Source organism: Akkermansia muciniphila, from assembly GCF_040616545.1.
Lineage (GTDB): Bacteria > Verrucomicrobiota > Verrucomicrobiia > Verrucomicrobiales > Akkermansiaceae > Akkermansia > Akkermansia muciniphila_E.
In genome coordinates, this window is the sequence record NZ_CP156688.1 from 577077 (window position 1) to 599857 (window position 22781).

The following is a 22781-nucleotide window of genomic DNA, read 5'->3' on the forward strand; positions in this document are numbered from 1 at the left end:
ATGGACAATCAACTTCAATTCTGCACTGTTGACGAAGCCGTGGAAGAAATCCGGCAGGGACGGATGATCATCGTCACGGACGATCCCGGCCGTGAAAACGAAGCGGACCTCATCATTGCCGCCGAGTTCGCCACTCCGGAAGCCATCAACTTCATGGTCACCCACGCCAGGGGCCTTGTCTGCGCCCCGCTTTCCCCGGAACGCGCGGACGCTCTCCAGCTCCCGCTCATGACCTCCGTCAACCGGGAAAACATGTCCACGGCCTTCACCGTCTCCGTAGACGCGGCCCATGACATCACCACGGGCATCAGCGCTGCGGAACGCTCCCTGACCATCCGCACGCTGGCGGATCCCAGGGCCACCGTCAACGACTTCGTGCAGCCCGGCCACACCTTCCCGCTGCGCGCCGTTCCCGGCGGGGTGCTGCGCCGCGCCGGCCACACGGAAGCCACCATTGACCTTGTGCGCATGGCGGGCCTCCAGCCTGCCGGCGTGTGCTGTGAAATCATGAAGGAAGACGGCACCATGGCCCGGACGGGGGACCTGGGCGGCTTCCAGAAAAAACATGGCCTGAAAGCCTGCACCGTGGCCCAGCTCATTGAATACCGCCGGGCCAAGGAAAAGCAGATACGCCTGGTGGAAACCGTCAAAATGCCTACGGACTACGGAGAATTCACCTGCCATCTTTACGAATCCCATCTGGACGGAGCCCTTCACCTGGCCCTGGTGCACGGGGAAATCTCCCCGGACAAGCCCACGCTGGTGCGCGTGCACAGCGAATGCCTTACCGGGGACGTCTTCGGCTCCCGCCGCTGCGACTGCGGCAGCCAGCTCCATACCGCCATGCGCCGCATTGCGCAGGAAGGCGGCGTGCTGCTCTACCTCCGGCAGGAGGGCCGCGGCATTGGCCTGGCGGCAAAACTCCATGCCTACAAGCTCCAGGAACAGGGGCTGGACACCGTGGAGGCCAACCTCAAGCTCGGCTACCCGGACGACCTGCGCGACTACGGCATCGGCGCCCAGATCCTGCATGACCTGGGAGCGGACCAGCTCCGCCTGCTGACCAACAACCCCCGGAAAATTGTGGGTCTGGAAGGCTTCGGCATTAAAATAACGGAACAGGTCCCCCTCATCATCCCTCCCAACGAGCAAAACAGCAAATACCTGGCTACCAAGAAATGCAAGCTGGGCCATATCCTGTAACCTTATCCCCGCCCATCCCTTCATGTCCACGGAACTTCCTCCCCGCCAGCGTCCCACAGGCACGCGCGCCAAAATCTGCATCGTCGCTTCGGAATACAATGAGCAATACACCCAGGCCCTGGTAAACAACTGCTCGGAAGAGCTGGAAGCCGTGCTCCCGGCCGTGCGGCTGGAAATCATCCGCGTTCCGGGCGCCTTTGAAATCCCGGTGACCATCAAATCCGTCCTCTCCCGCTCTCCGGAAAAACGCCCTGACGCCGTCGTGGCCCTGGGGGTCATCCTGCGCGGCAGCACGGACCATGCGGACCTCATCGGCTCCACCATCACCCAGGCCCTCATGCAGGTGGCGCTGGAATTTACCACCCCCGTCATTCATGAAGTCCTGCTCCTGAATGATGAAAAGCAGGCCTTTGCCCGCTGCATCGCCTCCCAGCTTAACCGCGGGCGGGAAGCGGCCCGCACCGCGGCCCGCATGGCGGAACTCTTCCTCAACTCCCTCTCCCGTCAATAAGGCCCGTTCTCTCCATCTCTTCTCTACCGCCATGCTCTCACGCAACCAAATCAGACAAGCAGCCATCCAATACCTCTATGCCGCCTCCCAGGCTCCGGAAACGGAGCAGGAACAGGACGAGGGCATCTGGGACATCCTGATGGAACCCTTCCGGGGGGACTACTGCAAACTCAAGGCCAAGGCCGTCTCCGGCCACCTCACCCGGGACTATCCGGACAAACTGCGCCTCTTCGTCACCCGTGCCCGGGAAACGGCAGACAAGCTCCAGCATGACCCCCTCACCCTGCCCGTGCGCGACCAGCTCCAGGACCTTCTGGTCAAGGAAGGGGAATTCAACGCCTCCCTGCTCCAGTTGAAAAAGGCCCTGCATGAAGACCCCTCCAATGACAGGGGCACGCTTTCCGCCGCCTGTGACGCCGCCCAGGAACTTAACACCACCCTCATGCAGATGCGCCGCCGCCTGCTGGACGCCCTCAAGGACTTCCCGGCTTACGGCAGCGTCTGGGGGGCCCTCATTTCCTCCTGCAACAAGCTCCAGGAAATCAACGACCGCATCAACTGCCTCATCCACCCGGACGGACGCCCCTCCCTGGCGGAAATGAAAAAAGTGGTGGAAGCCGGACAGGATGCGGACGGGCTCTACCGCGAAGCCAAAACCCTGGGAGAGGAAATCCTGCGCCGCCGGGACGAACTGGACGCCGCCATCAACGCCACGCTAGAAAACTACACCCCGGAACGCGTCAGCGCCATTGACCGCGCCATCCTGCGGCTGGGAGCCTACGAACTCCTGCACCGCAAGGACCTTCCGGCGCCCATCGTCATCTCGGAAGCCATCCGGCTGGCGGAACGCTTCTCCTCCGCGGAATCCCCCCGCTTCATCAACGGCGTGCTGGCCGGCATCTCAAAAACGGAACGCCCGGCGTAACCCCACCCCTGCATCATGGCTGGATTCTTCAAAAAACTCTTCACCAAATTCTCCCGCGGCGCCAAGATAGACTGGGACGAACTGGAAGCGGACCTGGTCACAGCGGACATCGGCATCAGGCGCGCCATGACCATTGCGGACCAACTGAGGGAAAGCAAGGGCCTGGATGCGGAAAACCTGGTGGAAGCCACCCGTGAAGTTCTCCGCCAGGCCTTTCCGGCCGCCGCTCCGTCCCTGCCCGCCCCTCCGGAAGGAAGGCCGCTGGTCATCCTGGTAGTGGGCGTCAACGGAACGGGAAAAACCACCTCCGCCGCCAAACTGGCCCACCTGCTCCAAAAACAGGGTTCCCGCGTCCTCCTGGCCGCGGCGGACACCTTCCGCGCCGCCGCCGTGGAACAGCTCCAGAGCTGGGCGGACAAGCTGGGCATTCCCATCTACAAGGGAGCCCACAACCAGGACCCGGCCTCCGTGTGCTATGAAGCCCACACGCAGGCCCTCCGTGAAGGATTCCAATACCTCATCTGCGACACGGCGGGGCGTCTCCACACGCGCCACAACCTCATGGAGGAACTCTCCAAAATCCGCCGTACCCTTGCCAAGCAGGATGCGTCCGCACCCCACCGCACCCTGCTGGTGGTGGATGCCACCACGGGCGCGAACGCTCTGGCCCAGGCCAGGGAATTCCATAAGGCCACCCCTCTGGACTCCGTCATCATCACCAAGATGGACGGCTCCGGAAAAGGCGGCGTGGCCGTAGCCATCATGGATGAAATGCGCATCTCCCCGGCCTTCCTGGGGACGGGCGAAGGCGCAGAAGACTTTGAACCCTTCAACCGGGACCGCTACGTAGACTCCCTGCTGTAACGGGCCCTCCGCTCCCATGCTCCCGCTCCCCCTCATCACCGCCCAGACGGAGGAAAAGCTGCTCGCGTTCCTGACGGAACACGGCCATACCAAATTCCGCGTCCAGCAGGTCATGGACTGGGTCTGGCGCAAGCGCGTCACCTCCTTTGACGCCATGACCAACCTTTCCCCGGGGCTCAGAACCCTGCTGGCGGAAAACTTCCGCTTCCACTCTCCTGAAATCGTGGAAATCCACGGTTCCGCGGACACCACCCGGAAATTCCTCACCAGAATGGAAGACGGCAGCCTGGTGGAATCCGTCATTATCCCCGCCGCCGCTGCGGAAGACGGGGAGCAATCGGACCGCATCACCCTGTGCGTCTCCTCCCAGGTAGGCTGCGCCTTCGGCTGCAAATTCTGCGCCTCCGGCCTGCTGGGGCTTAAACGCAACCTCACTACGGGAGAAATCATCGGCCAGATCCTCTCTGCGGAAACCATCGCCGGGAAACGGGTCAACAACCTCGTCTTCATGGGCATGGGGGAACCGCTCTCCAACTTTGACAACCTGGAGGACGCCCTGGAAATCATCACCTCCCACCGGGGGCTGGAAATAGGAGCGCGCCACATCACCATCTCCACCTCCGGATTCGTTCCCGGACTGAAAAAACTGGCTGCCTATCCCCGGCAAATCCGCCTGGCCGTCTCCCTGCACGGAGCCACGGACGAGGTAAGGGACCAGATCATGCCGGTCAACAAAAAATGGCCCCTCTCCCAGCTCATTCCCGCGCTGGAGGAATGGGGGCGGGACAGGAACCAGATGCCCACGCTGGAATACATCCTCATCAAGGACGTGAACGACTCCCTGAAGGATGCGTCCCACCTTGTCCGCATCGCCAAAAAGCTGCATGCCAAGGTGAACCTCATCCCGTACAACACCGTGGAGGGGCTTCCCTGGGAACGCCCCTCGGAAGGCCGCTGCCGCGCCTTCCGGGACGCCGTCCACAAAGCGCGTATCCCCGTCACCATGCGGTATGAAAAAGGCCATGACATCAACGCCGCCTGCGGCCAGTTGAGACTGAGGAAGGAACAGGAAAACAACGAAGGCTCCCCCGGCTGCCGCGCCTGAACCTTTCTCCGAATTTCCTGAACTGCGGGCAGTATTTATTTTGCCCGGAGTCTCCGGTTATGCTATTCCTTTCCCGCCGGATGCCACCCATCCCGCCGCCGCATCATGGACACTACGGACACCCTATCCTCCTCCCCACTGGAACTGACCAAGGCCCCCCGCAAAGCCCCGGCCCTGGACCTACGGGACATTCCGCAGGCCCCCGGTCCGGAAAAGGGCGTGCTGGCCCTCATGGCCATGGACCCCGCCACCTACGTAGGGCAGTGCGTCACCATCGGCATGACGGAAGACTACTTCTATCTGCCCGCCCATAAGCTGCTGTGGCGCCTCTTCCAGGGGCGCTACAATAAAAACGAACCCATTGACATCGTCTCCATCACCCAGGCCCTGGAAGACATGCACCAGCTGGAAGCCGTGGGCGGAAGCGCGGGACTGGCGGAAATCTACACCTTCACCACCACCGGAGCGTACTTTGAACACTACCTCAACGTACTGAAGGACAAATTCATCCTCCGCTCCATCATTGACATCGCCACCCAGTCCACCACGCAAGCCTTTGACAACCCGGATGACGTAGCGGAACTGCTGGACTCCGTGGAAACGCACATCTTCCAGATACGGGAGCGGTACAACAGCGCCAAGGACGAACAAAGCCTGGCGAACATCCTCAAGCAAGCCGTCACCAACTTTGAAAAATTCATTGCCAGCAAGGGACAAATCCAGGGCCTGACCACCGGATTTGAAGAACTGGACAAAAAGAGCAACGGTCTCAAGCCGGGAGACATGTTCATCATCGCCGCCCGCCCCTCCATGGGCAAAACCTCCTTCCTGCTCAACATCGTGGAGCACATCTCACTGAATGAGAAAAAGCCCACGCTGCTCTTCTCCTGTGAAATGCCCGCCGTCCAGATCGTGGAGCGCCTTCTCTTCGCCCGCTCCGGGGTCCGCAGCCGGGAAATCATCAAGAGAGGCAACCTTACCCAGCTGGAAATGAAGCACTTCAAGCAGGCGGTCAAGGAAGTGGGGGCCTCCCAGCTTGTCATTGATGATACGGCGGCCATTTCCATCAACGAGCTCCGGGCCAAGGCCCGCCGCGTCATGCGGGACCAGGGGGGCCTGGCAGCCATCGGCGTGGACTACCTCCAGCTCATGCGCTCCCATTCCAAACAGGCCGCCAACAGCCGTGAACGAGAAGTTGCGGAAATCTCCGCCGGGCTCAAGGCCCTGGCCAAGGAACTCAAGGTACCCGTCATCGTCCTGGCCCAGCTCAACCGCGGCCCGGAAAGCCGTACGGGAGCCAGCCTGGGCGTGCCCCGCATCTCCGACCTTCGTGAATCCGGCTCCATTGAACAGGACGCAGACATGATCGGACTGCTCTACCGCTCCGCCTACTATGCGGAAGATGAGGAAAAACGCCAGCAGATGGCCGGACGAGCCAACCTTCATCTGGCCAAAAACCGCAACGGCCCCACAGGGGACGTGCCGCTTCACTTTGAAGCAGAGCTCATGCGCTTCTCCACCCGTGAAGCAGACGAGCACGACCAGGAAAACGAATAGACTAAAATTTTCCTGGCCGTTTTCTCTGCGGATTAACAATCCGGAGTCAATGGTAAAATTTGGGTTGCAGAAGTTTATATAAAATACGCATGTCCCGAATGAAGAAAATCTTTGGATATGTGCGGGATAGGAATTTTTCTTTAAACCCCGCAGTTGCTTGAATTTTACGGCGGGTTCAAGTCAGAGCTATCTTTCCCGGATTGTTAATCCGATAGGTTCGGAACGATTCCGGCGGTTTCGTCCGGACTCTTTCCAAATAAAAACTCTCTGTTTTTCAGCATGAAAAAAACCTTATCCATTGCCGCCCTGCTCTGCGGATTGTGCACCGGGCTCCATGCTGCCAGCATGGCCACTACATGGACTGGCGCAGCCGGTCCTACGGAAGGCAATACCTATGATGTGAACAACGCCGGAAACTGGAGTAACGGCGTTCCAAACCGCAACGGCAATGTCGGACCTGACGTCATCTTTGCCAACACCGGCACGATCAATGTCAGCGGCAGCCTGGTAGACACCTCCGACGGCGGCAGCATCACCGTTACAGGCAACAGCAACGTTACCGTGGGCGGCACCCGCTGGACGGGCAATGTCACCGTGGGCACGGGCTCCACCCTGAACCTGGGGCAGGTGGACTTTAAAAGCAGCCTGATCACCCTGGACGGCACTCTTCATCTCAACGTTTGCGGCATTGATTCAGGCGGCGACGGCGCCAGGCTCGTCTTCGGCATCGGCGGCATTCTGAACGTGGACCAGAAAATGTGGGGCGCGGGCAGTTTTTCCGTCTCCGGGCTTCTCGCAACCACCTCCACGGATATAGCCGCTGGGGAATTTCAGTTTGTCACGCGCACGCTGATCAGTTCCGGCGGCTTTGACGGGGGCGACGTTTCCCTGGGGGACTTCCTGGCCGCGGACGGCAGTTCCCTGACCAAAGCTTCCGCCAAAATGGAAGGGAACGCCGCTGACCACCAGGGCCAATACTACGTTTACAAGGATGGAAACACCATCAAGGTGCAATACGTGGTGGGAGGCGCCGTTCCGGAACCCGCCACGGCCACGCTCAGCCTGCTGGGGCTGGCTGCGCTGATGATGCGCCGCAGGCGCGCCTGATCTCTTAACCCTCCTTTACTTTTACTCAAGGGCTGTGCGTTCAAGGCGCACGGCCCTTTTTGCATGCCCGTGTGACGGAAGCTTCACGAAAAACAGCTTCATGCCATTTTCCAGGGCCATAGGATGCATCCATTACATTCCTTCAGAATCATGGAAGCCCGCGCCAAATCACTCAACGAACGTCTCCGCACGCTCATCTCCCTTTTCTTCGGTCTCGCCATCGGCTGCGCCCTCCTCTTCGGGGAATCCCGCTGGGAAATGTCCCCGCTCATTGAAGAAAGCCTCATGTTGCTGGCCTGCTTCATGGCCGGCATAGGCGCTTTCGGCCGCATCTGGTGCTCCCTGTACATTGCAGGGTATAAAAACAACGTCCTGGTCATTGAAGGCCCGTACTCCATGTGCCGCAATCCGCTTTACTTCTTCAGCTTCATCGGCGGCATAGGCGTGGCCTGCGCCACGGAGACCTTCACCATTCCGCTGCTGACGGCGCTGGCCTTCGGAATCTATTACCCGTCCGTCATTAAAAAGGAACAGGAACGGCTTATCTCCCTGTTTGGAGACGCTTACCGGAACTACTGCCGGAACGTACCTTCCTTCATTCCCTCCCTCTCACGGTTAAAACCGCCGCCCGCCACCTATTCCGTCAATCCCGCGACGTTCACGCACAACATCGTGGACGCCCTGTGGTTCATCTGGTTCATCGGCATCTTTGAATTCATCAGCGGCCTGCATGAGGCGGGAATACTCCCCGTGTGGTTCCTCATTCCGTGACCGTCTCCCTTCTTCTGGCGTCCAGAAGTCCGGCCAGGGCCTTCTGGGAAACCATCTGCCGGAAGGAATCGCGGTCCCGCGGATAAAGCATCATCTCCGTCCGCGTTTCTCCCCCCCGGAAAGCCCAGGCAAGCCAGACGGTGCCCACGGGTTTCTCCGGCGTGCCTCCTCCCGGTCCCGCAATGCCACTGACGGCCACAGCCACATCCGCCCCGGAACGGTCCAGGGCGCCCTCCGCCATCGCTTTCACCACGGGTTCGCCCACCGCCCCATGGAGTTTCAAAACTTCCTCCGGCACGCCCAGCATCTTTTCCTTAGCCCGGTCGGCATAAGTCACCCAGCCGAATTCAAAAACCCCGGAGGACCCCGGCACGTCCGTAATCCTCTTGGCAATCAGGCCGCCAGTACAGCTCTCCGCCGTGGCCACCTTCAACCCCTGGGCAGCCAGATGGAGCACGACGGCCTTCTCCAGGGAAGCCCCCGCGGGCGTCAGCACATACGCCCCGGCCAGGATGCGCAGGCGCGCCTCCCCCTGTTTCAAAGCCGCCTCATCACCCACCAGGCGCACGTCCACTTCTCCGATGCGCGCGCAATACGCCACCTCCAGCCCCGGCACCTGGTGCAGGGAACCATCCACCAGCTCCTGAAGATCGCTCTCTCCAATGCCCACCAGGCGGAAAACGCGCAAATGGGGAATATCCTTCTCCGCCAAATCTTCCAGCATGGGCATCACGGAATGCTCCACCATCGGCCTTAACTCCCCCGGAGGCCCGGGCAATAAAATAAACATGGGGAGGGAGCCGCCGGCAGGCATCACCAGGCCGGGAGCCGTGCCGTTGGCATTCTCCAGCACCGCGGCACCGTCCGGAACCATGGCCTGCCTGAAATTGCACTCCGCAATGGACCCCCCCCTGCGTTCAAAATAGCTCTTCAGCCCTTCCGCCACATGCTCGTCACGGTGCATGTCCACGCCGCACACATCGCACAGAGCCTCCCGGGTCACATCGTCGCTCGTCGGTCCCAGGCCGCCGCTCACGATCACGATGTCCGCGCGCCGGGCGCTCTCCCTCATGGCCTCATTAATGGCATAACCGTCGGGAACCACCGTCTGCCTCTCCACGCGGAACCCTGCTTCAAACAGCCTGTTGCCCAGCCAGGCTGCATTCGTATTCACAACGCTCCCCAGCAAAATCTCCGTACCGGTGTTGATCAATTCAACCCTGATCTGATTCATGCCGCCAGTATGCTCCCCCACCCGCCCCGTGACATGCAACAATCCTGCCATGTACCACAAAAAACTTCATTTGAATGCGCCTTGGGATACAGTATGGGCACTGACAAAGACTATGAGCACACCTTCCCGGCCCCGCGCCACCAAAATCATCTGCACCATTGGACCAGCAACGGACACTTCCGACATGCTGGGCCAGCTTATTGAAGCCGGAGCCAACGTCTTCCGGCTCAACATGAGCCACTCCAAACACGACTGGGTCCGGGAAGTCGTCTTCCGCATCCGCCGGAAAGCCGCTGAACTTCAGGCGAACGTAGCCATCCTCTTTGACCTCCAGGGCCCCTCCATCCGCACCGGCGACCTGGCTGAACCCTATCACCTGAAAAAGGGGGATACGCTGGAAATCCGCCTGAGCACCGCCAAGCCGGAAATTCCCTTCTCCACCACAGTGAACTATGACGGGCTCCTGCAGGACGTCCAGGTGGGACACACCATGGTGGTGGACAACGGCGGCATCCTCATGCGCATTGAGGAAGTGCGCCCGGACAGGCTCATCTGCAAGGTGCTTACGGAAGGCGTCTTCGGCTCCCGCCGCCACATCAACCTCCCCGGCGTGGCGCTACGCCTCCCGGCCCTTACGGAAAAAGACCTGGCGGACCTGGCCGTAGCCGTAGAATGCGAGACGGACTACGTAGCCATGTCCTTCGTCCGGGACGCCGCCCACATCGCCCAGCTCCGGGAGCACATTGACACCCTGGGCGGAAGGGCCCAGATTGTCGCCAAAATCGAAGACCAGCAGGCCATCCGCCATATTGACGACATCATTCTGGCCGCAGACGTCATCATGGTCGCGCGCGGCGACCTGGGCATTGAAGTCAGCATTGAAGAACTTCCCATCATCCAGCGCCGCATCATCCGCCACTGCCACAGGCTGGGCCGCCGCTGCATCGTAGCCACGCACATGCTGGAATCCATGATCACCCAGCCCACCCCCACCCGTGCGGAAGTAACGGACGTATCCAACGCCATCTTTGAACAGGCGGACGCCGTCATGCTCTCCGGCGAAACCTCCGTGGGCAATTATCCCGTGCGCTGCGTGGAAGTGCTGGACTCCATCGCCCACCGCATGGAACGTTCCGGCAATCTCAACTTTGCCGCGTCCGCCATCCTGAGCGGGGACCGCCAGAAAGCCACCAAGGCGGCCATCTCCCTGGCGGACTCCGTGGAAAACGCCTGCATGGTCATCTTTACCCGCCGCGGCCTGGCCGCCACGCAGGCGGCCGTTCTCAGACCGGAACGGGCGGCAATCTTCGCATTCAGCAATGATCCCGTCGTCGTCCGTCAACTGGCGCTGGCCCGCGACGTCACCGCCTTTGAATCCCCCTTCCTGAAAGACCCCGCGCGCATGATCTCCACCGCACTGGACCTGCTGAAGGAAAAAGGGCTGATCATCTCCGGGCAGCCCGTCGTCATCCAGGGGGACAGCCTCCAGGGGGAACTGCTGGCGGACTCCATCATCTTCATGCGTGCGGAATAAGAAGAAAGGTCTTGGCTTCCTGTCCCTTCAGGAGCTGCAGAAGCCTGCGGCATTCCCTGAAGGGTTTCCACTGACCGTGGAAATTGTCCCCCTTCCCGCCTTCCCATGATCCCCTGCCGGGAAACATCCGGAACTACCTCTCCCTGCGAATTCCATCCAACTGCCCCTTTGATGAAAACATCTCCCCGCTTCCGCGTGGTACAGGAACCAGCCGCGTGGCCCCTTCCCGCTCCCCTGATGGAACTTCTGCTGGATGCTGATCCGGATGAACGCCAGGTGGCGGACCACCTGGCCCACGGCGAACTATACGTTGCACGGAACCGCGGCTCTCTCGCCGGAGCCGTCGTCATCCGCCCCACGGCGGATGACACCTGGGAAATCATGAACTGCTCCGTCTCCCCTGAATATAGAAGGCAGGGCTGCGGAACCGCGCTGGTGCTGCACGCGCTGAACGTCATCAGGGACAAGGGAGCCCGTTACGCGGAACTGGGGACGTCCGATGCCTCCCCCGGCCCCATGGCCCTGTATGAAAGCTGCGGTTTCCGGATGGCAGGCGTCATCAAAAACCACTTTACGGAGAACTATCCGGAACCCGTGTGGGACAACGGCGTGCAGTGCATTGACATGATCTGCATGCGTGCGGAGCTGTCCCTGCCCCCTCCTGCTCAGAAGGAATAAACCAGGCTGACTCCCGTCACCCAGCTATTGCCTTTCACCAGCGTTCTTCCGTATACCCGGTTCACCCCGTGGGCCCCCTTGCCAAGCCAGTGAAGCCCCACAAACGGCTCCACAAAAACGTTCCCGAACAAACGGTAATTCGCCGTCACCCGGACGTACAGGGACTGCCAGCCATTGCCGCTGGAAGGCCAGTAGGAGGCACTCAGCACCGCGCCGAACTTGAACCCCATGTAAAGATTCTCCGTCATCCGGAAATCCGATCCCGTGCACATGTCAAACCACCATCCCGTGATGCCGTAAAAGGAATAAGCCGCGCTGCCCTGCGCATAAAAACCGGGCAGGAAGCCCAGGTCATGGCGCAGAATCAGAGCTGACTCATACGTCGTCCCGCCGTTGCCGAACAGGCGTTCGGAAGCAAATCCCGCCATCCCGCCGTCAGTCATGCGCAGGGATAACGCGGCGTAAGTGGCTTTTCCAAACTTCCGCTGGATCCCGAGGTCAGCCACCGTTTCATTCTCCATGTCCACCGCCGGATGTCCCAGGAATATTTCCTCCTTCAGGGCCAGAATCAGGGAATACCGGTCATTCAGGTCGCTCCTCCAGTCCAGGCGCAGGGGGGCCGTGGGATTGCACCCTCCGGGAATCAATCCGCGGAACTCGTAGTTGGTGGAATAACCCGCCTTCAAACTGCCGCTCACGGGTCTCAGGGGTGGATCGGAAGGCGTATCCGGAATGCGTGACTCCGCCAGGGAAATTGAAATGGAAACGGCCAGAACCGCCCCAAGAGCAGAAAAAAAGGGAAAATGCATAAACTCGGAACTACGGTGCTGCAACATTCTGAATAAAAATGCTCCCGCTGGCAACAAGCAAAAAAAGAAGCGGGAACATTATTCTCCGCATCAGGAACTTCATCCAGCTAAGAGCCATTCATCCCGGAAGAAATAAACAGGGCCGAACCGGCTGCAACGCCGGAATACCTACAGGATTTGCCTGTATCCTTCCTTGCGGGACCCAACGCAGAACAAAAAGAGCGGCGGATTGCTCCGCCGCTCCTGAAACATGATTCAATCGTAAGCCGGATGGCTTAGAAGGAATAAACGAGGTTGGCACCAGCCACCACGCCGAAGTTCTTGTAAGGCTTGGAACCAGCGTCCACACCCTTATTAGCCTTCAGAGCGCCGCTGCCGGCCCAGTTGCAGCTGATGAAGGGAACGACGGCCAGGTTCTGCACGCCCAGCTTGATCGGCAATTCAGCCTTCACCCACCAGGCCTGAGCGCCATTGGACATGAAAGCAGACTTGCTGTCAAAGTAACCGGCGGTAGCAGACATGCCGCCAGTGATCACGATGTCCGTGGCGGGGCAGATGGTAGCCTTCCAGCCAACATACGGCTGGAACCACCATCCGGTCATGCCCTGGAAGCCATAGCTCGTGGTCACACCGGCGAACCAGCTGTTGCACAAGTCATAGTTCAGGTTCAGATAGAATTCCTGAGCTACGGAATGAGCGTGACGCTGGCCAACGGCGCCATTGGCAAGAACGTTGCTGTAGTCATACTTGGCAAAGTTGCCGAGCAGGCCTCCATGAATCAGATTCCAGCCAAGGGTGGTGGACAGATTCTTCAGCAGGCCGTCCTGGTTCTTCCAGCCAAGGTTGAAATTGGTTTCATTGTGGAACGCAATATCCTTGTTGCCAAGCAGCTCGTGACCGGAGGTCAGGGAGGTGTAGGAAGCAGCGCCGACAATGGAGTTGGCGTCGCTCAGCTTGTAATTCAGATTTACACCGGCAGGGATAACACTATCCCCTCCCACCAAAGCGTGGGAAGCCACGATGCCGCGGCTGGTGTAATTGGAAGCGTAACCGGCATAGATATCGCCGGACCACGGATTGACAGTCGGCACCGGAGTGGGGGTAACAACCGTAACGGGAGTACCCGCAAAGGCAGCGCCGGCAAAAGATGCCACAGCTGCTGCTACAGTGATGATGTTCTTGGTTTGCATGACTATTACTTGGTTAGGGTATTAATTGTTGATTTGCTAACAAGGAAAGAAAAATGCCTTTTTCCCCCTTGTTAAGGAAAGTGAAACATTTCCGTCACAAAAGTAAAGCCTTTTCTCCCGCATGTTTAGTTATCACCTTTATTACAAGCACTTATATTATTCATCCCGATGACAAAAAGAAAGATTTTCCATATCTTGTCACACTTCCCATTCCATGGAGTGGGAGGATAAAGGCATTCCGCCCCGGCCAGCCGGGCGTCCCCCTTCAGGGAAGGAGACGGATTCACCAGCACGCGCCGCCCGCAGGAAAGCAGCATGGGCATATCCGCGGAACTGTCACTGTAGGCGGCAGCGTTTTGCAGCACACCGCGTTCCGGCAGAACGCCCTGCGCACACAAACGCTCCACCTTGACATATCCCTTGTTGTTGCCGTTAGGCAGTTCCGGCATCGCCGGCATGCGGCCCTCCAGCAGGACATCCGTTCCCAGAACGCCGTCAAATCCCAGCAAATCCCCCAGGGGTTCCGCATAAAACGAGGGGGAGGCGGAAACCATGAGGCACAGGTCTCCATTCCTCTGATGTTCTTGCAGCCGTTCCTTCAATTCCGGATAAATCCATTCCTGCGCCAGAAGCCCGAATTCCCTTCCATACTGCGCTACCGTTTCCCCGGGCAGTCCCCACAGGTAAATGAGGTAAGCCCTCTTCATCCGGTTCTCATCCCATATTCCCAGGATGTAAAGAGGGATACAGGCCAGGAAAAGCAATACCAGCAGGCGACGCCATGGATGGCGCCTTACCACGAAACAGGAAAAAACATACTGCGTATCCCACGGCAGCAGCGTTCCGTCCATATCAAAGAGGGCCACGCCCCTCCCGTTCAAATCATCCATCATGCCGCCCATCCTACACTCTCAACTCTCAACTCTCAACTCTCAACTCTCAACTCTCAACTCTCAACTCTCAACTCTCCCCTTAAACGCCCAAAACCCCGGCCGCCAAAAGGCAACCGGGGTTTTGAAGCAAATCCAGAAGGAGATAAGATTAACGGGAGTAGAATTCCACGATGAGCTGCTCGTTGACGATAGGAGCAATCTCTTCCTTGGAAGGTACGCGGGCAACCTTGCCCGTGAGCTTGTCACGGTCGCATTCCAGCCAGTCCGGAACCACCGTGGCCTGGGTCAGGTCAAGGGAACGGGTGGCAAGCTGCTGGGAGGAGGCCTTGCCTCCAACGGCGATCACGTCGCCGGGGCGGCAGGAGTAGGAAGCAACGTTCGTCTTCTTGCCGTTCACGGTGATATGACCGTGGGAAACGAGCTGGCGGGCTCCAGCGCGGGTGTTGCTGAAGCCGAGGCGGTACACAACATTGTCCAGACGGAGTTCAAGGAGCTGAAGCAGGATGTCGCCGGTAATGCCGCGGCGGCGGGCAGCTTCTGCATAATACTTGCGGAACTGGCCTTCAAGCACACCGTACTGGAAACGCAGCTTCTGCTTTTCTGCAAGCATCACGCCATAGTCAGACTTCTTCTTGCGGCCGGCGCGCATGCCATGCTGGCCGGGGGGGAAGGGGCGCTTTTCAAGAGCCTTGGTGGAACCGAAAAGAGCAACGCCAAAACGGCGGGACACTTTATCGCGGGGACCGGTATAACGAGCCATGATATATTAGATCTATAGGTAAAAGGATTCAATTAGACGCGGCGGGCCTTCGGAGGACGGCAGCCGTTGTGGGGAATGGGGGTCACATCCTTGATGGAGGTGATTTCAATGCCAATCGTCTGCACGGCACGCACGGCGGATTCACGACCGGAGCCCGGTCCCTTCACGCGCACTTCAACTTCACGCAGGCCATGGCCCATGGCCTGGCGGCAAGCGTCCTGGCAAACCACCTGGCCGGCGTAAGCCGTGCTCTTGCGGGAGCCCTTGAAGCCCATCTTGCCGGCGGAGGACCAGCCGATCACGTTGCCGCGCTGGTCGGTCACGGTGACGACGGTGTTGTTGAACGTGGAGGAAACATGAACCACGCCGGAGGAAACGTTCTTGCTGCCCTTGGCCTTCAGGATTTTGGGCTTGTCGTCATCGCCGCCAAGGCCCAGTTCCGCAAAAATGTCCTTGCGGGGTTCAGGCTTCTTGGGGGTTTCTTCAGGAGCGGAAGCAGCGGCGGCCGGAGCTTCAGCGACCGGGGCGGGAGCGGGAGCTGCCGTTTCCACGGGCTGTTCAGCGGTTTCGTTGGTGATTTCTTCGCTAGCCATAGTAAAGCTATATAGTAAAATTCAGGTTGGCGGATTACTTCTTCTTGGCCTGCGCGCCAACAGTCTTCTTCTTGCCTTTACGGGTGCGGGCATTCGTGCGGGTACGCTGTCCACGGACCGGAAGGCCGCGGCGGTGGCGCTGACCGCGATAGCAGTTGATGGAAGTCAGACGCTTGAGAATGGATTGCTTTTCACGACGAAGGTCACCTTCAATCAGGATGCCGTCGGTGGTGATCACTTGAACAATCTTCGTGAGTTGTTCGTCGGTAAGCTGTCCCGTGCGGATGTCGGGATTGATGCCTGCTTGTTCCAGGATTCTCTTAGAAGTCGAGCTACCGATCCCGTAAATGTACGGAAGGGAAGCCTCGATGCGCTTCTCGTTGGGTATTTCTGTACCGAAAAGGCGTGCCATAATGGATTGGATTTGCTAGCTGTTATTTTTCTCTGCCTCGCGCAGAGCTATTGCTTGGGGCAAGATGGATACCATAAATTGAGGTTTTGACAAGAGCAAAACGTCATTTTTTCTATTTTTAATCTCTTGCGCCGCTTGATCCTGCGCCCGGCCCATGGCGGCGGAGGATGCGCTCCACGGCCCAGGAGGCGTGTTCCGCCACTAGGGGAGACTCCCCGGAAAGCGCCTTTAAAAAATCAATGTCCTCCGGCGTCCCGGTATTCCCCAGCACAATGCATCCGTTGCGCAGCAGTCCCTCCCTTTTGATTCTTTTCAGGGGGGAATTCCGGAACAGGGCCGCAAAACCATCGGCATCCAGGGAAAGCAGGTCGCGCAGAGGTATGGAGGCCAGGCGGCGGGACATGCGGAACCGTTCATCCGCATCCGGCAGGGGCTTTCCGTTCCAGGGGCAGACCGTCACGCAGGTGTCGCATCCGTACAGGCGCGAGCCTATCAGGGGGCGCATTTCCTCCGGAATGGAACCCCGGTGTTCGATCGTCCAGTAGGAAAGGCACCTCCCGGCATCCACCTGCCCGTTTTCCATAATCGCGCCCGCAGGACACAGGTCCGCGCAGCGGCGGCAGCTTCCGCACCCGTGGGAGACCGGAGCGTCCGGCTCCAGTTCCAGCGTGGTCAGCACGGTGGCGATAAAAAAACGGGAGCCGCCCTTCCTGCGCACGATGAGGCCGCTTCTCCCGCGCCACCCCACTCCGCAAGCCTCCGCATGGTCCCGTTCCATGACCGGGCCCGCGTCCACATACCCCTTGTGCTCCCCGCCGTAAATGGAAAGCAGTTCCAGCAAATCCGCCAGCTTCTCTTCCAGGATGCCGTGGTAATCCTTTCCGTGCGCGTACAGGCAGATGCTTCCCTGCCCCTCCGGCCGCCCCCGGGGGCTGTCGTAATCATAGGACAGGCAAATGACGGAACGGCAGCCGGAAAGCACTTCCGCAGGGTCCGCCCGCCTTTCCGGGGAGCGCGCCATCCATTCCATTCCCGCATGCCACCCGCGTTCCAGCCACTGGAATAATTTTTCCGCGTGAGGGCTCTTTCCGGCACGGGCCACGCGGCAGCCGGAAAACCCCAGCAGCCGGGATACGGCGCACAGGGAATCTTTAATCACGGCGGGTTCCGGCGTCAGCACCCCCGCATCATGGACAAGAGCGCCCCTTCCACCAAGAATTTTCTTCATCCCGGTGGAAATTGGATTGCCTGCACACTTCCTCCGTCTCATAATAAACCTATATGAACATCCGGATTCTGAGCGATGGGAAACAGGGCCACCTCAACCAGTCCCTGGGGCTGGCCCAGGCCCTGATCGCCAAGGCGGGGGGCACCGTGGAAACGGTGGACCTGCAAGGCCTTTCCCTTCTGGGGAAAATCCGGAAAGCCGTCTCCGGCAGCGACACGCCGCGGCCGGACCTGTTCATCTCCGCCGGGCACGGCACGCACATCCCGCTTATCTGCGCCCGCCACCATTTCAAGACACGGGCCGTCCTGTGCATGAAACCCACGCTTCCCTGCACCTTTTTTGACCTCTGCCTCATTCCGCGCCATGACCTGCGCCCCGGACGCGACTATACGGACACGGGCATCTTCCCTACCCAGGGAGCGCTTCACCCCATGAGGCCGGACCCTTCCATCCCGAAGGATATTACGCTGATCCTCATCGGAGGGCCAAGCAAGGATTTTGACTGGGATGACGAGGCCATGCTCAACCAGCTTTCAGACATCAGCATCCGGACGCCGGGCAACATCGTGCTGACCACCTCGCGTCGGACGCCGGAGGGCTTTGCGGAAAAAATCCAGACGGCCGTTCCGGAAATCACCGTCGTTCCCGTGGAGGAAACGCAGCCGGGCTGGGTGGCGCGGCATCTGGCGCACGCCTCCGCCACCTGGGTCAGCCAAGATAGCGTCTCCATGGTGTATGAAGCGCTGGGCGCAGGCGCCCCCGTAGGCGTCCTGGCTGTTCCGCGCCGCAGCGGCAAACGTAAATCCCGCATCCTGTCCGGTCTGGAAATGCTGGAAAAGGAGGGCCTGGTCACCGGATACCGGGAATGGAAAAAGAACGGCTTCCGCCTGGCAACGCCCGGCGCCCCCCTCCTGGAGGCGGACCGCGCCGCAGACTACATCCTCACCAGATTCTTCCCCCAATACCGCGCCTTATGAAAATAGTGCATCTCGTCCCCTCCATGGAATCCGGAGGCGTGGAGCAAGTCGTCATGGAACTGGGCAGCGGCCTCGCCGCGCGGGGCGTGGAAAACATCGTCGTCTCCGCAGGCGGCCGCCTGGTTCCCCAATTGGAAAAGGAAGGCTCCCGCCACATCCTGATGCCCATCGGCAAAAAAAGCCTCGCCACCTTCTTCCGCATCGGCGCACTCCGCGCCCTGCTCCAGGCCATCAGGCCGGACATCCTGCATCTCCATTCCCGCGTTCCCGCCTGGGTGGGGTACCTGGCGTGGAAAAAACTGCCGCCGGAAGACCGCCCCGGCCTCGTCACCAGCGTGCATGGCTTCTACTCCGTCAACAGGTATTCCGCCATCATGAGCCGCGGGGAACGGGTGATTGCCGTTTCCAACTGCATCAGGGACTATATTCTCACTCACTACCCGTCCACCCCTGAGGACCGTATCAGAATCATCCCCAACGCCATTTCTCCGGAGCAACACTATCCGGGCTACTCCCCCTCCCGCGAATGGCTCACGGGCTGGTACATGGCTTATCCGGAACTCAAAGGAAAATTTACCCTCTGCCTGCCGGGCCGCATCACGCGTCTGAAAGGCCAGCTGGACCTGATTCCCATCATCAGAAAACTTCTGGAACAGGGGATCCCGGCCCACGCCGTCATCGTGGGAGAAACCAAAAAGGGGAAGGAAGAGTATAAAAACGAGGTTCTCCGGGAAATTGAGCGTGCCGGCGTCTCCCACGCCTTTACGTGGACGGGACACCGCCAGGATCTGCGGGACATCATTTCCGCCTGCTCCGCCACCCTTTCCCTGACCCAGAGCCCGGAGGCCTTCGGCAAATCAACCCTGGAAGCCCTCGCCCTGGGAAAACCCGTAGCCGGATACGCCCACGGCGGCGTCAAGGAACAACTGGACGCCTTTCTGCCGGAAGGGAACATCAGCGTGGGGGACACCTCCGCCATGGCCGGCCTGCTGGCCCGGTGGCATGCCCAGCCCCCGCCCCTGCCCCGGCAAATTCCCTCCCCTTATAATATAGAGGATATGATTCAGGGTCATCTTGACGTTTACAAGGAACTGGCTCCCCATTCATGACGCCGCAGGAAGCCGCCATCGCCCTGAACCTGATCCCGGGGCTGGGCCCTGTCAGGGTCATGCGCCTCATGCAGGTATTCGCATCTCCTGAACTGATTCTGGAGGCCCCTGCCTCCATGCTGGAGGGAATTCCCGGGATTGGGCCGCAACTGGCGCGCCTCATTTCCTCCTGGCGCAGCATGGTCAATCCATACCGGGAACTGGAACTGGCGGACAAAGCGGGAGCCTCTGTCACCACGGTCTTTGACGCCGCCTATCCCTCCGCCCTGCGCGACCTTCCGGACGCTCCCATTGTCCTTTACTCATGGGGAGCCTGGGCCGGTAAGGACTCGGAGCGTTCCATTGCCGTCGTAGGCTCCCGGATGGCTACCCACTACGGCAGGCTATGCGCCAAAACCATCTCCCATGACCTGGCGGAAGCCGGAGTAACTATCATCTCCGGCCTGGCGCGCGGCGTGGATACGGAGGCCCATTTGGGCGCCCTGGATGCAGGGGGCCGCACCATCGCCGTCATTGGAGCAGGCCTCAACAGGCTCTATCCCCGGGAAAACGGGAACCTGGCACGGCGCATCGCGGAAGACCATGGAGCGGTAGTTTCTGAATTCCCCATGGATACGCCCCCCTCCCGCACCACCTTTCCCATGCGCAACCGCATCGTGAGCGGCTGGAGCCGGGCCACGCTGGTAGTGGAGGCCTCCGGACGCAGCGGAGCCCTGATCACGGCACGGATGGCAGGCGAACAGGGGCGGGACGTCTTCTGCATTCCCGGCCCGGTGGACCGCCATTCTTCCGACGGCTGCCATGCCCTCATCCGGGACGGCGCCACACTGGCCTCCAACGCCTGCGACATTCTGCATGACATGAAATGGACCGCTCCGGAACAGGGCCTGCCCCTTTTCTCCCCGCACCCGCCTTCCCCCGCTACACGTCCGTCCCCTCCCACACCGGAGGAAGAGAAAGTCCTCCATGCCATAAGGCTGGGCTTCAACACCATTGACACCCTCTGCGCCTCCCTGGGGGAACCGGCATGCGCCATCACTCCGCTGCTGGCCAGAATGCAAATTACAGGGCAAATCACGCCGGACGCCGGGGGATATTTTTCCATCAACTGCAAGGAACGCTAAACAGCACGCGGGCCATCCCCCTCCGGAGGCGGCCCGCGTTAAAATAGCCTGAAAACCGTAAGGTTCCCCTACTGCTTGACCTCCTTGCGCACGGCGTCAATCCAGGCGGATACCGTCTCCGCCTGCTCCCACTTGATCGGGGAGGCCACCTTCTTCTTGGACACAGGGTCGGAAACTTCAAAAATCACTCCGTACACAAATTTGATGTCATCCGGATTCCTTTTCTTCTGGAAACGCCCCTCCTGCTGCGCCTTGAAATCTATCTTCTCATAGGACGCCAGGAAAAGCGCCAGCATCAGGCCATCCTCCCCCTTGAGGGGAGAAACCAGCGGCACCACCGGGCATTTCACTTCCTTGCCCCTGATGATGGTCTTGACCAGCCTGGGCTCCGCCTTCTTCAGGATATCAAGCTTCTTGGCAATGTTCTCCTTGGCGAACGCCTTTTCAAAGACAGCCAGGTTGCTGTAATTATTCTTGTCCCGGAAGGGAATCATGATATCCATGCTTTCTTTCCCGTCCGCCAGCTTTACCCCCACGCACGTTTCCTTCTGCTCCATGGACAAGGAAGACTTGGCCTTGTCTGCGCATCTCCTGGTATCAAAACACGGCGTACTGAACGGGAGAATTTCGGCGCCGGCCACGCAGGCGGCCACCAGAGACAGGAGTAAAACAGGAACTTTCATCATGAAGCGAATTTATGGTAAACAATCATAATCACCCATGTTCCGCAATGACTTTTTTCTTTGGTTCCAGGTTCTTTCCGGCACGGAAAACATTCGGTTCCTGACGCAAAACAAACACCCTTAAACATCGCAAAACAGCCGCTGTTACTATTCCTAACAATTATTATTCCAGAAATAAGAAGACCATAAAGGGAAGAAACCGAGCCCTTCCGGGCGCCTTCATGTGCCAAACAGGCAAAACGTCCACAAAGAAAACATGTAACATACTTATATTCATACATAAATAACAATACTTCAGAATGCTTCCTAAAAAAATTACTGTTCCCGGACATATTTTGAACGTCTTTTCACGGGAGAAAGTCTTATCCTTTACAAGATCTATCCGACGGGTGGGAAAAGTAACTCAAAATCCGTCCAGGGTGGTTTTTGGTTCCATAGGTAGTTAATAGAGAGAAAAGGCCGCGGATCAAACAACCCGCGGCCTTTTTTTGCCCAATCCTCCTTTCAAATGCGGAGTTTGGGCTTGATGAATGAAACTTCTTACTGTAGCAACAAGACATGCGTTTGTTCGCCCTTCTCGCAGGATTCACCCTTTGCCTGAGCTCAACGAGCTGCCAATCGTATGGGGACTCAAGTGATTACATCCCCCTGGCAACGCCTGTCCCCCCACAGCTTTCCCAGCCTGTCGCCCACGCTCTTCCCCGCCCCGCCAATTTCCCCACACGCCCCGTGGCCATCCCGCCCAGCGCCCCGCGCACACCGCGCTGCGCCAGCGCCTGCGTGATGGATGCCCTTACCGGAAAGGTGCTTTTTTCCCACAACGGCCTCCAGCACCGCCAGGTAGCCAGCACCCAGAAACTGGTAACGGCCATGGTCGTACTGGAGCACGGCAGCCTGGACAGCAAAGTGGTCATCCAGCCTTCCGATACCAAGGCAGACCCCACCAAGCTGGGCTTCCGCGCCGGAGAAGTCTATTCACGCCGGGAACTGCTCAATGCCCTGATGGTCCGCAGTTTCAATGACGTAGCGGTGGCCCTGGCCCGCGACACGGCCGGTTCCGTCCCGCGTTTTGCCCAGTTGATGAACGCCAAGGCACGCCAGATGGGCATGTACAATTCCCGCTTCGTCAACCCTAACGGCCTTCCCGCAGACCAGTACTCCACCGCCATTGACATGGCCCGCTGCGCCTATTACGTCTACCGCAATCCGGAACTTCGCAGCATCATCTGCAAACGCCAGTACGCCTTTACTCGCGCCAACGGCAAGACGCTTCTCCTGAGGAATACCAACAAACTGCTCTCCCAGCACCCCTGGGTCACCGGCATGAAAACAGGTTACACAAACGCCGCAGGGCGCTGCCTGGTATCCTCCGCCGGCTTCAATGGGCGCCATGTCATCGTCGTGGTCCTCGGCTGCCATCCATCCCGCATCTGGACGGAATCGGAAAACCTGCTTAAATGGGCCCTGGGGGACGCCGCATAAGCACCCGGCGGCAATTGGTATTTGACTTTCAC

The 22781-nt window shown here is 59.4% G+C and carries 23 protein-coding genes; 14 read left to right on the forward strand and 9 right to left on the reverse strand.

The window, feature by feature from the left end; translation table 11 throughout:
- From ABGM91_RS02370 to ABGM91_RS02405, 8 genes are all read left to right on the forward strand, one after another.
- A complete protein-coding gene (locus ABGM91_RS02370) occupies positions 1–1203 on the forward strand; it encodes a bifunctional 3,4-dihydroxy-2-butanone-4-phosphate synthase/GTP cyclohydrolase II (protein WP_215427202.1) in 1203 nt (400 codons plus the stop codon).
- Between the two features lie 22 nt (positions 1204–1225).
- Positions 1226–1714 (forward strand): 6,7-dimethyl-8-ribityllumazine synthase, encoded by a 489-nt coding sequence (gene ribH / locus ABGM91_RS02375; protein WP_215427205.1) that lies wholly within the window; start codon positions 1226–1228, stop codon positions 1712–1714.
- Positions 1715–1745: 31 nt separating this feature from the next.
- A complete protein-coding gene (gene nusB, locus ABGM91_RS02380; RefSeq protein ID WP_215427207.1) occupies positions 1746–2639 on the forward strand; it encodes a transcription antitermination factor NusB in 894 nt (297 codons plus the stop codon).
- Between the two features lie 15 nt (positions 2640–2654).
- Positions 2655–3503 carry a signal recognition particle-docking protein FtsY gene (gene ftsY, locus ABGM91_RS02385; RefSeq protein WP_354833394.1) on the forward strand — a complete coding sequence of 283 codons (849 nt, stop codon included), beginning with the start codon at positions 2655–2657 and terminating at the stop codon, positions 3501–3503.
- Between the two features lie 16 nt (positions 3504–3519).
- Entirely contained in the window at positions 3520–4608 is a 1089-nt protein-coding gene (rlmN, locus tag ABGM91_RS02390; protein WP_354833396.1) for a 23S rRNA (adenine(2503)-C(2))-methyltransferase RlmN, read from the forward strand.
- Positions 4609–4713: 105 nt separating this feature from the next.
- Positions 4714–6165 carry a replicative DNA helicase gene (dnaB, locus tag ABGM91_RS02395; RefSeq protein ID WP_215427212.1) on the forward strand — a complete coding sequence of 484 codons (1452 nt, stop codon included), beginning with the start codon at positions 4714–4716 and terminating at the stop codon, positions 6163–6165.
- 279 nt (positions 6166–6444) lie between these two features.
- The gene (locus ABGM91_RS02400) at positions 6445–7272 is read left to right on the forward strand and encodes a PEP-CTERM sorting domain-containing protein (RefSeq protein WP_354833398.1); all 828 of its coding nucleotides are present in this window, start codon (positions 6445–6447) and stop codon (positions 7270–7272) included.
- A gap of 123 nt (positions 7273–7395) precedes the next feature.
- On the forward strand, positions 7396–8043 hold the full coding sequence (locus tag ABGM91_RS02405; RefSeq protein ID WP_354833400.1) for an isoprenylcysteine carboxylmethyltransferase family protein: 648 nt from the start codon (positions 7396–7398) through the stop codon (positions 8041–8043).
- On the opposite strand, the gene ABGM91_RS02410 is transcribed toward ABGM91_RS02405, so the two are convergent.
- Positions 8033–9277, reverse strand: a complete 1245-nt coding sequence (locus ABGM91_RS02410; RefSeq protein WP_354833402.1) for a competence/damage-inducible protein A — start codon at positions 9275–9277, stop codon at positions 8033–8035. The two genes, ABGM91_RS02405 and ABGM91_RS02410, sit on opposite strands and share 11 nt — an antisense overlap.
- 112 nt (positions 9278–9389) lie before the next feature.
- Between ABGM91_RS02410 and pyk the strand changes: the two genes are divergently transcribed.
- Together pyk and ABGM91_RS02420 are read left to right on the forward strand one after the other, a co-directional pair.
- Entirely contained in the window at positions 9390–10811 is a 1422-nt protein-coding gene (gene pyk, locus ABGM91_RS02415) for a pyruvate kinase (RefSeq protein ID WP_215427220.1), read from the forward strand.
- A 171-nt stretch (positions 10812–10982) separates the two neighbouring features.
- Positions 10983–11489, forward strand: a complete 507-nt coding sequence (locus tag ABGM91_RS02420) for a GNAT family N-acetyltransferase (RefSeq protein WP_354833405.1) — start codon at positions 10983–10985, stop codon at positions 11487–11489.
- On the opposite strand, the gene ABGM91_RS02425 is transcribed toward ABGM91_RS02420, so the two are convergent.
- The 7 genes from ABGM91_RS02425 to queG all read right to left on the reverse strand — a co-directional run bounded on the left by ABGM91_RS02425 (position 11477) and on the right by queG (position 17374).
- Complete coding sequence (locus ABGM91_RS02425) at positions 11477–12187, reverse strand: hypothetical protein (RefSeq protein WP_354833407.1); 711 nt, start codon at positions 12185–12187, stop codon at positions 11477–11479. The two genes, ABGM91_RS02420 and ABGM91_RS02425, sit on opposite strands and share 13 nt — an antisense overlap.
- Positions 12188–12573: 386 nt before the next feature.
- The gene (locus ABGM91_RS02430; RefSeq protein WP_215427226.1) at positions 12574–13488 is read right to left on the reverse strand and encodes a hypothetical protein; all 915 of its coding nucleotides are present in this window, start codon (positions 13486–13488) and stop codon (positions 12574–12576) included.
- 125 nt (positions 13489–13613) lie between these two features.
- A complete protein-coding gene (locus tag ABGM91_RS02435) occupies positions 13614–14381 on the reverse strand; it encodes an HAD family hydrolase (RefSeq protein ID WP_354833409.1) in 768 nt (255 codons plus the stop codon).
- A gap of 148 nt (positions 14382–14529) precedes the next feature.
- Positions 14530–15141, reverse strand: coding sequence for a 30S ribosomal protein S4 (rpsD, locus tag ABGM91_RS02440; protein ID WP_215427230.1), 612 nt, complete (start codon positions 15139–15141; stop codon positions 14530–14532).
- Between the two features lie 32 nt (positions 15142–15173).
- The gene (gene rpsK / locus ABGM91_RS02445) at positions 15174–15734 is read right to left on the reverse strand and encodes a 30S ribosomal protein S11 (RefSeq protein ID WP_343206589.1); all 561 of its coding nucleotides are present in this window, start codon (positions 15732–15734) and stop codon (positions 15174–15176) included.
- 34 nt (positions 15735–15768) lie between these two features.
- Complete coding sequence (rpsM, locus tag ABGM91_RS02450) at positions 15769–16146, reverse strand: 30S ribosomal protein S13 (protein ID WP_102711948.1); 378 nt, start codon at positions 16144–16146, stop codon at positions 15769–15771.
- Positions 16147–16264: 118 nt separating this feature from the next.
- Positions 16265–17374, reverse strand: coding sequence for a tRNA epoxyqueuosine(34) reductase QueG (queG, locus tag ABGM91_RS02455; RefSeq protein ID WP_354833412.1), 1110 nt, complete (start codon positions 17372–17374; stop codon positions 16265–16267).
- 53 nt (positions 17375–17427) lie between these two features.
- Between queG and ABGM91_RS02460 the strand changes: the two genes are divergently transcribed.
- Genes ABGM91_RS02460 through dprA form a run of 3 tightly spaced genes read left to right on the forward strand, consistent with a single transcriptional unit; the run spans position 17428 to position 20584 of the window.
- On the forward strand, positions 17428–18351 hold the full coding sequence (locus tag ABGM91_RS02460; RefSeq protein ID WP_354833414.1) for an ELM1/GtrOC1 family putative glycosyltransferase: 924 nt from the start codon (positions 17428–17430) through the stop codon (positions 18349–18351).
- Positions 18348–19460 (forward strand): glycosyltransferase family 4 protein, encoded by a 1113-nt coding sequence (locus ABGM91_RS02465; RefSeq protein ID WP_354833416.1) that lies wholly within the window; start codon positions 18348–18350, stop codon positions 19458–19460. Before ABGM91_RS02460 ends, ABGM91_RS02465 begins: the two co-directional genes overlap by 4 nt.
- On the forward strand, positions 19457–20584 hold the full coding sequence (gene dprA, locus ABGM91_RS02470) for a DNA-processing protein DprA (protein ID WP_354833418.1): 1128 nt from the start codon (positions 19457–19459) through the stop codon (positions 20582–20584). Before ABGM91_RS02465 ends, dprA begins: the two co-directional genes overlap by 4 nt.
- A gap of 68 nt (positions 20585–20652) precedes the next feature.
- Here the strand turns inward: dprA and ABGM91_RS02475 are convergent, their stop codons facing one another.
- Entirely contained in the window at positions 20653–21270 is a 618-nt protein-coding gene (locus ABGM91_RS02475) for a hypothetical protein (protein ID WP_354833420.1), read from the reverse strand.
- Positions 21271–21825: 555 nt separating this feature from the next.
- On the opposite strand from ABGM91_RS02475, the gene ABGM91_RS02480 reads away from it, so the two are divergent.
- A complete protein-coding gene (locus tag ABGM91_RS02480) occupies positions 21826–22749 on the forward strand; it encodes a D-alanyl-D-alanine carboxypeptidase family protein (protein WP_354833422.1) in 924 nt (307 codons plus the stop codon).
- Positions 22750–22781: the final 32 nt, after the last annotated feature.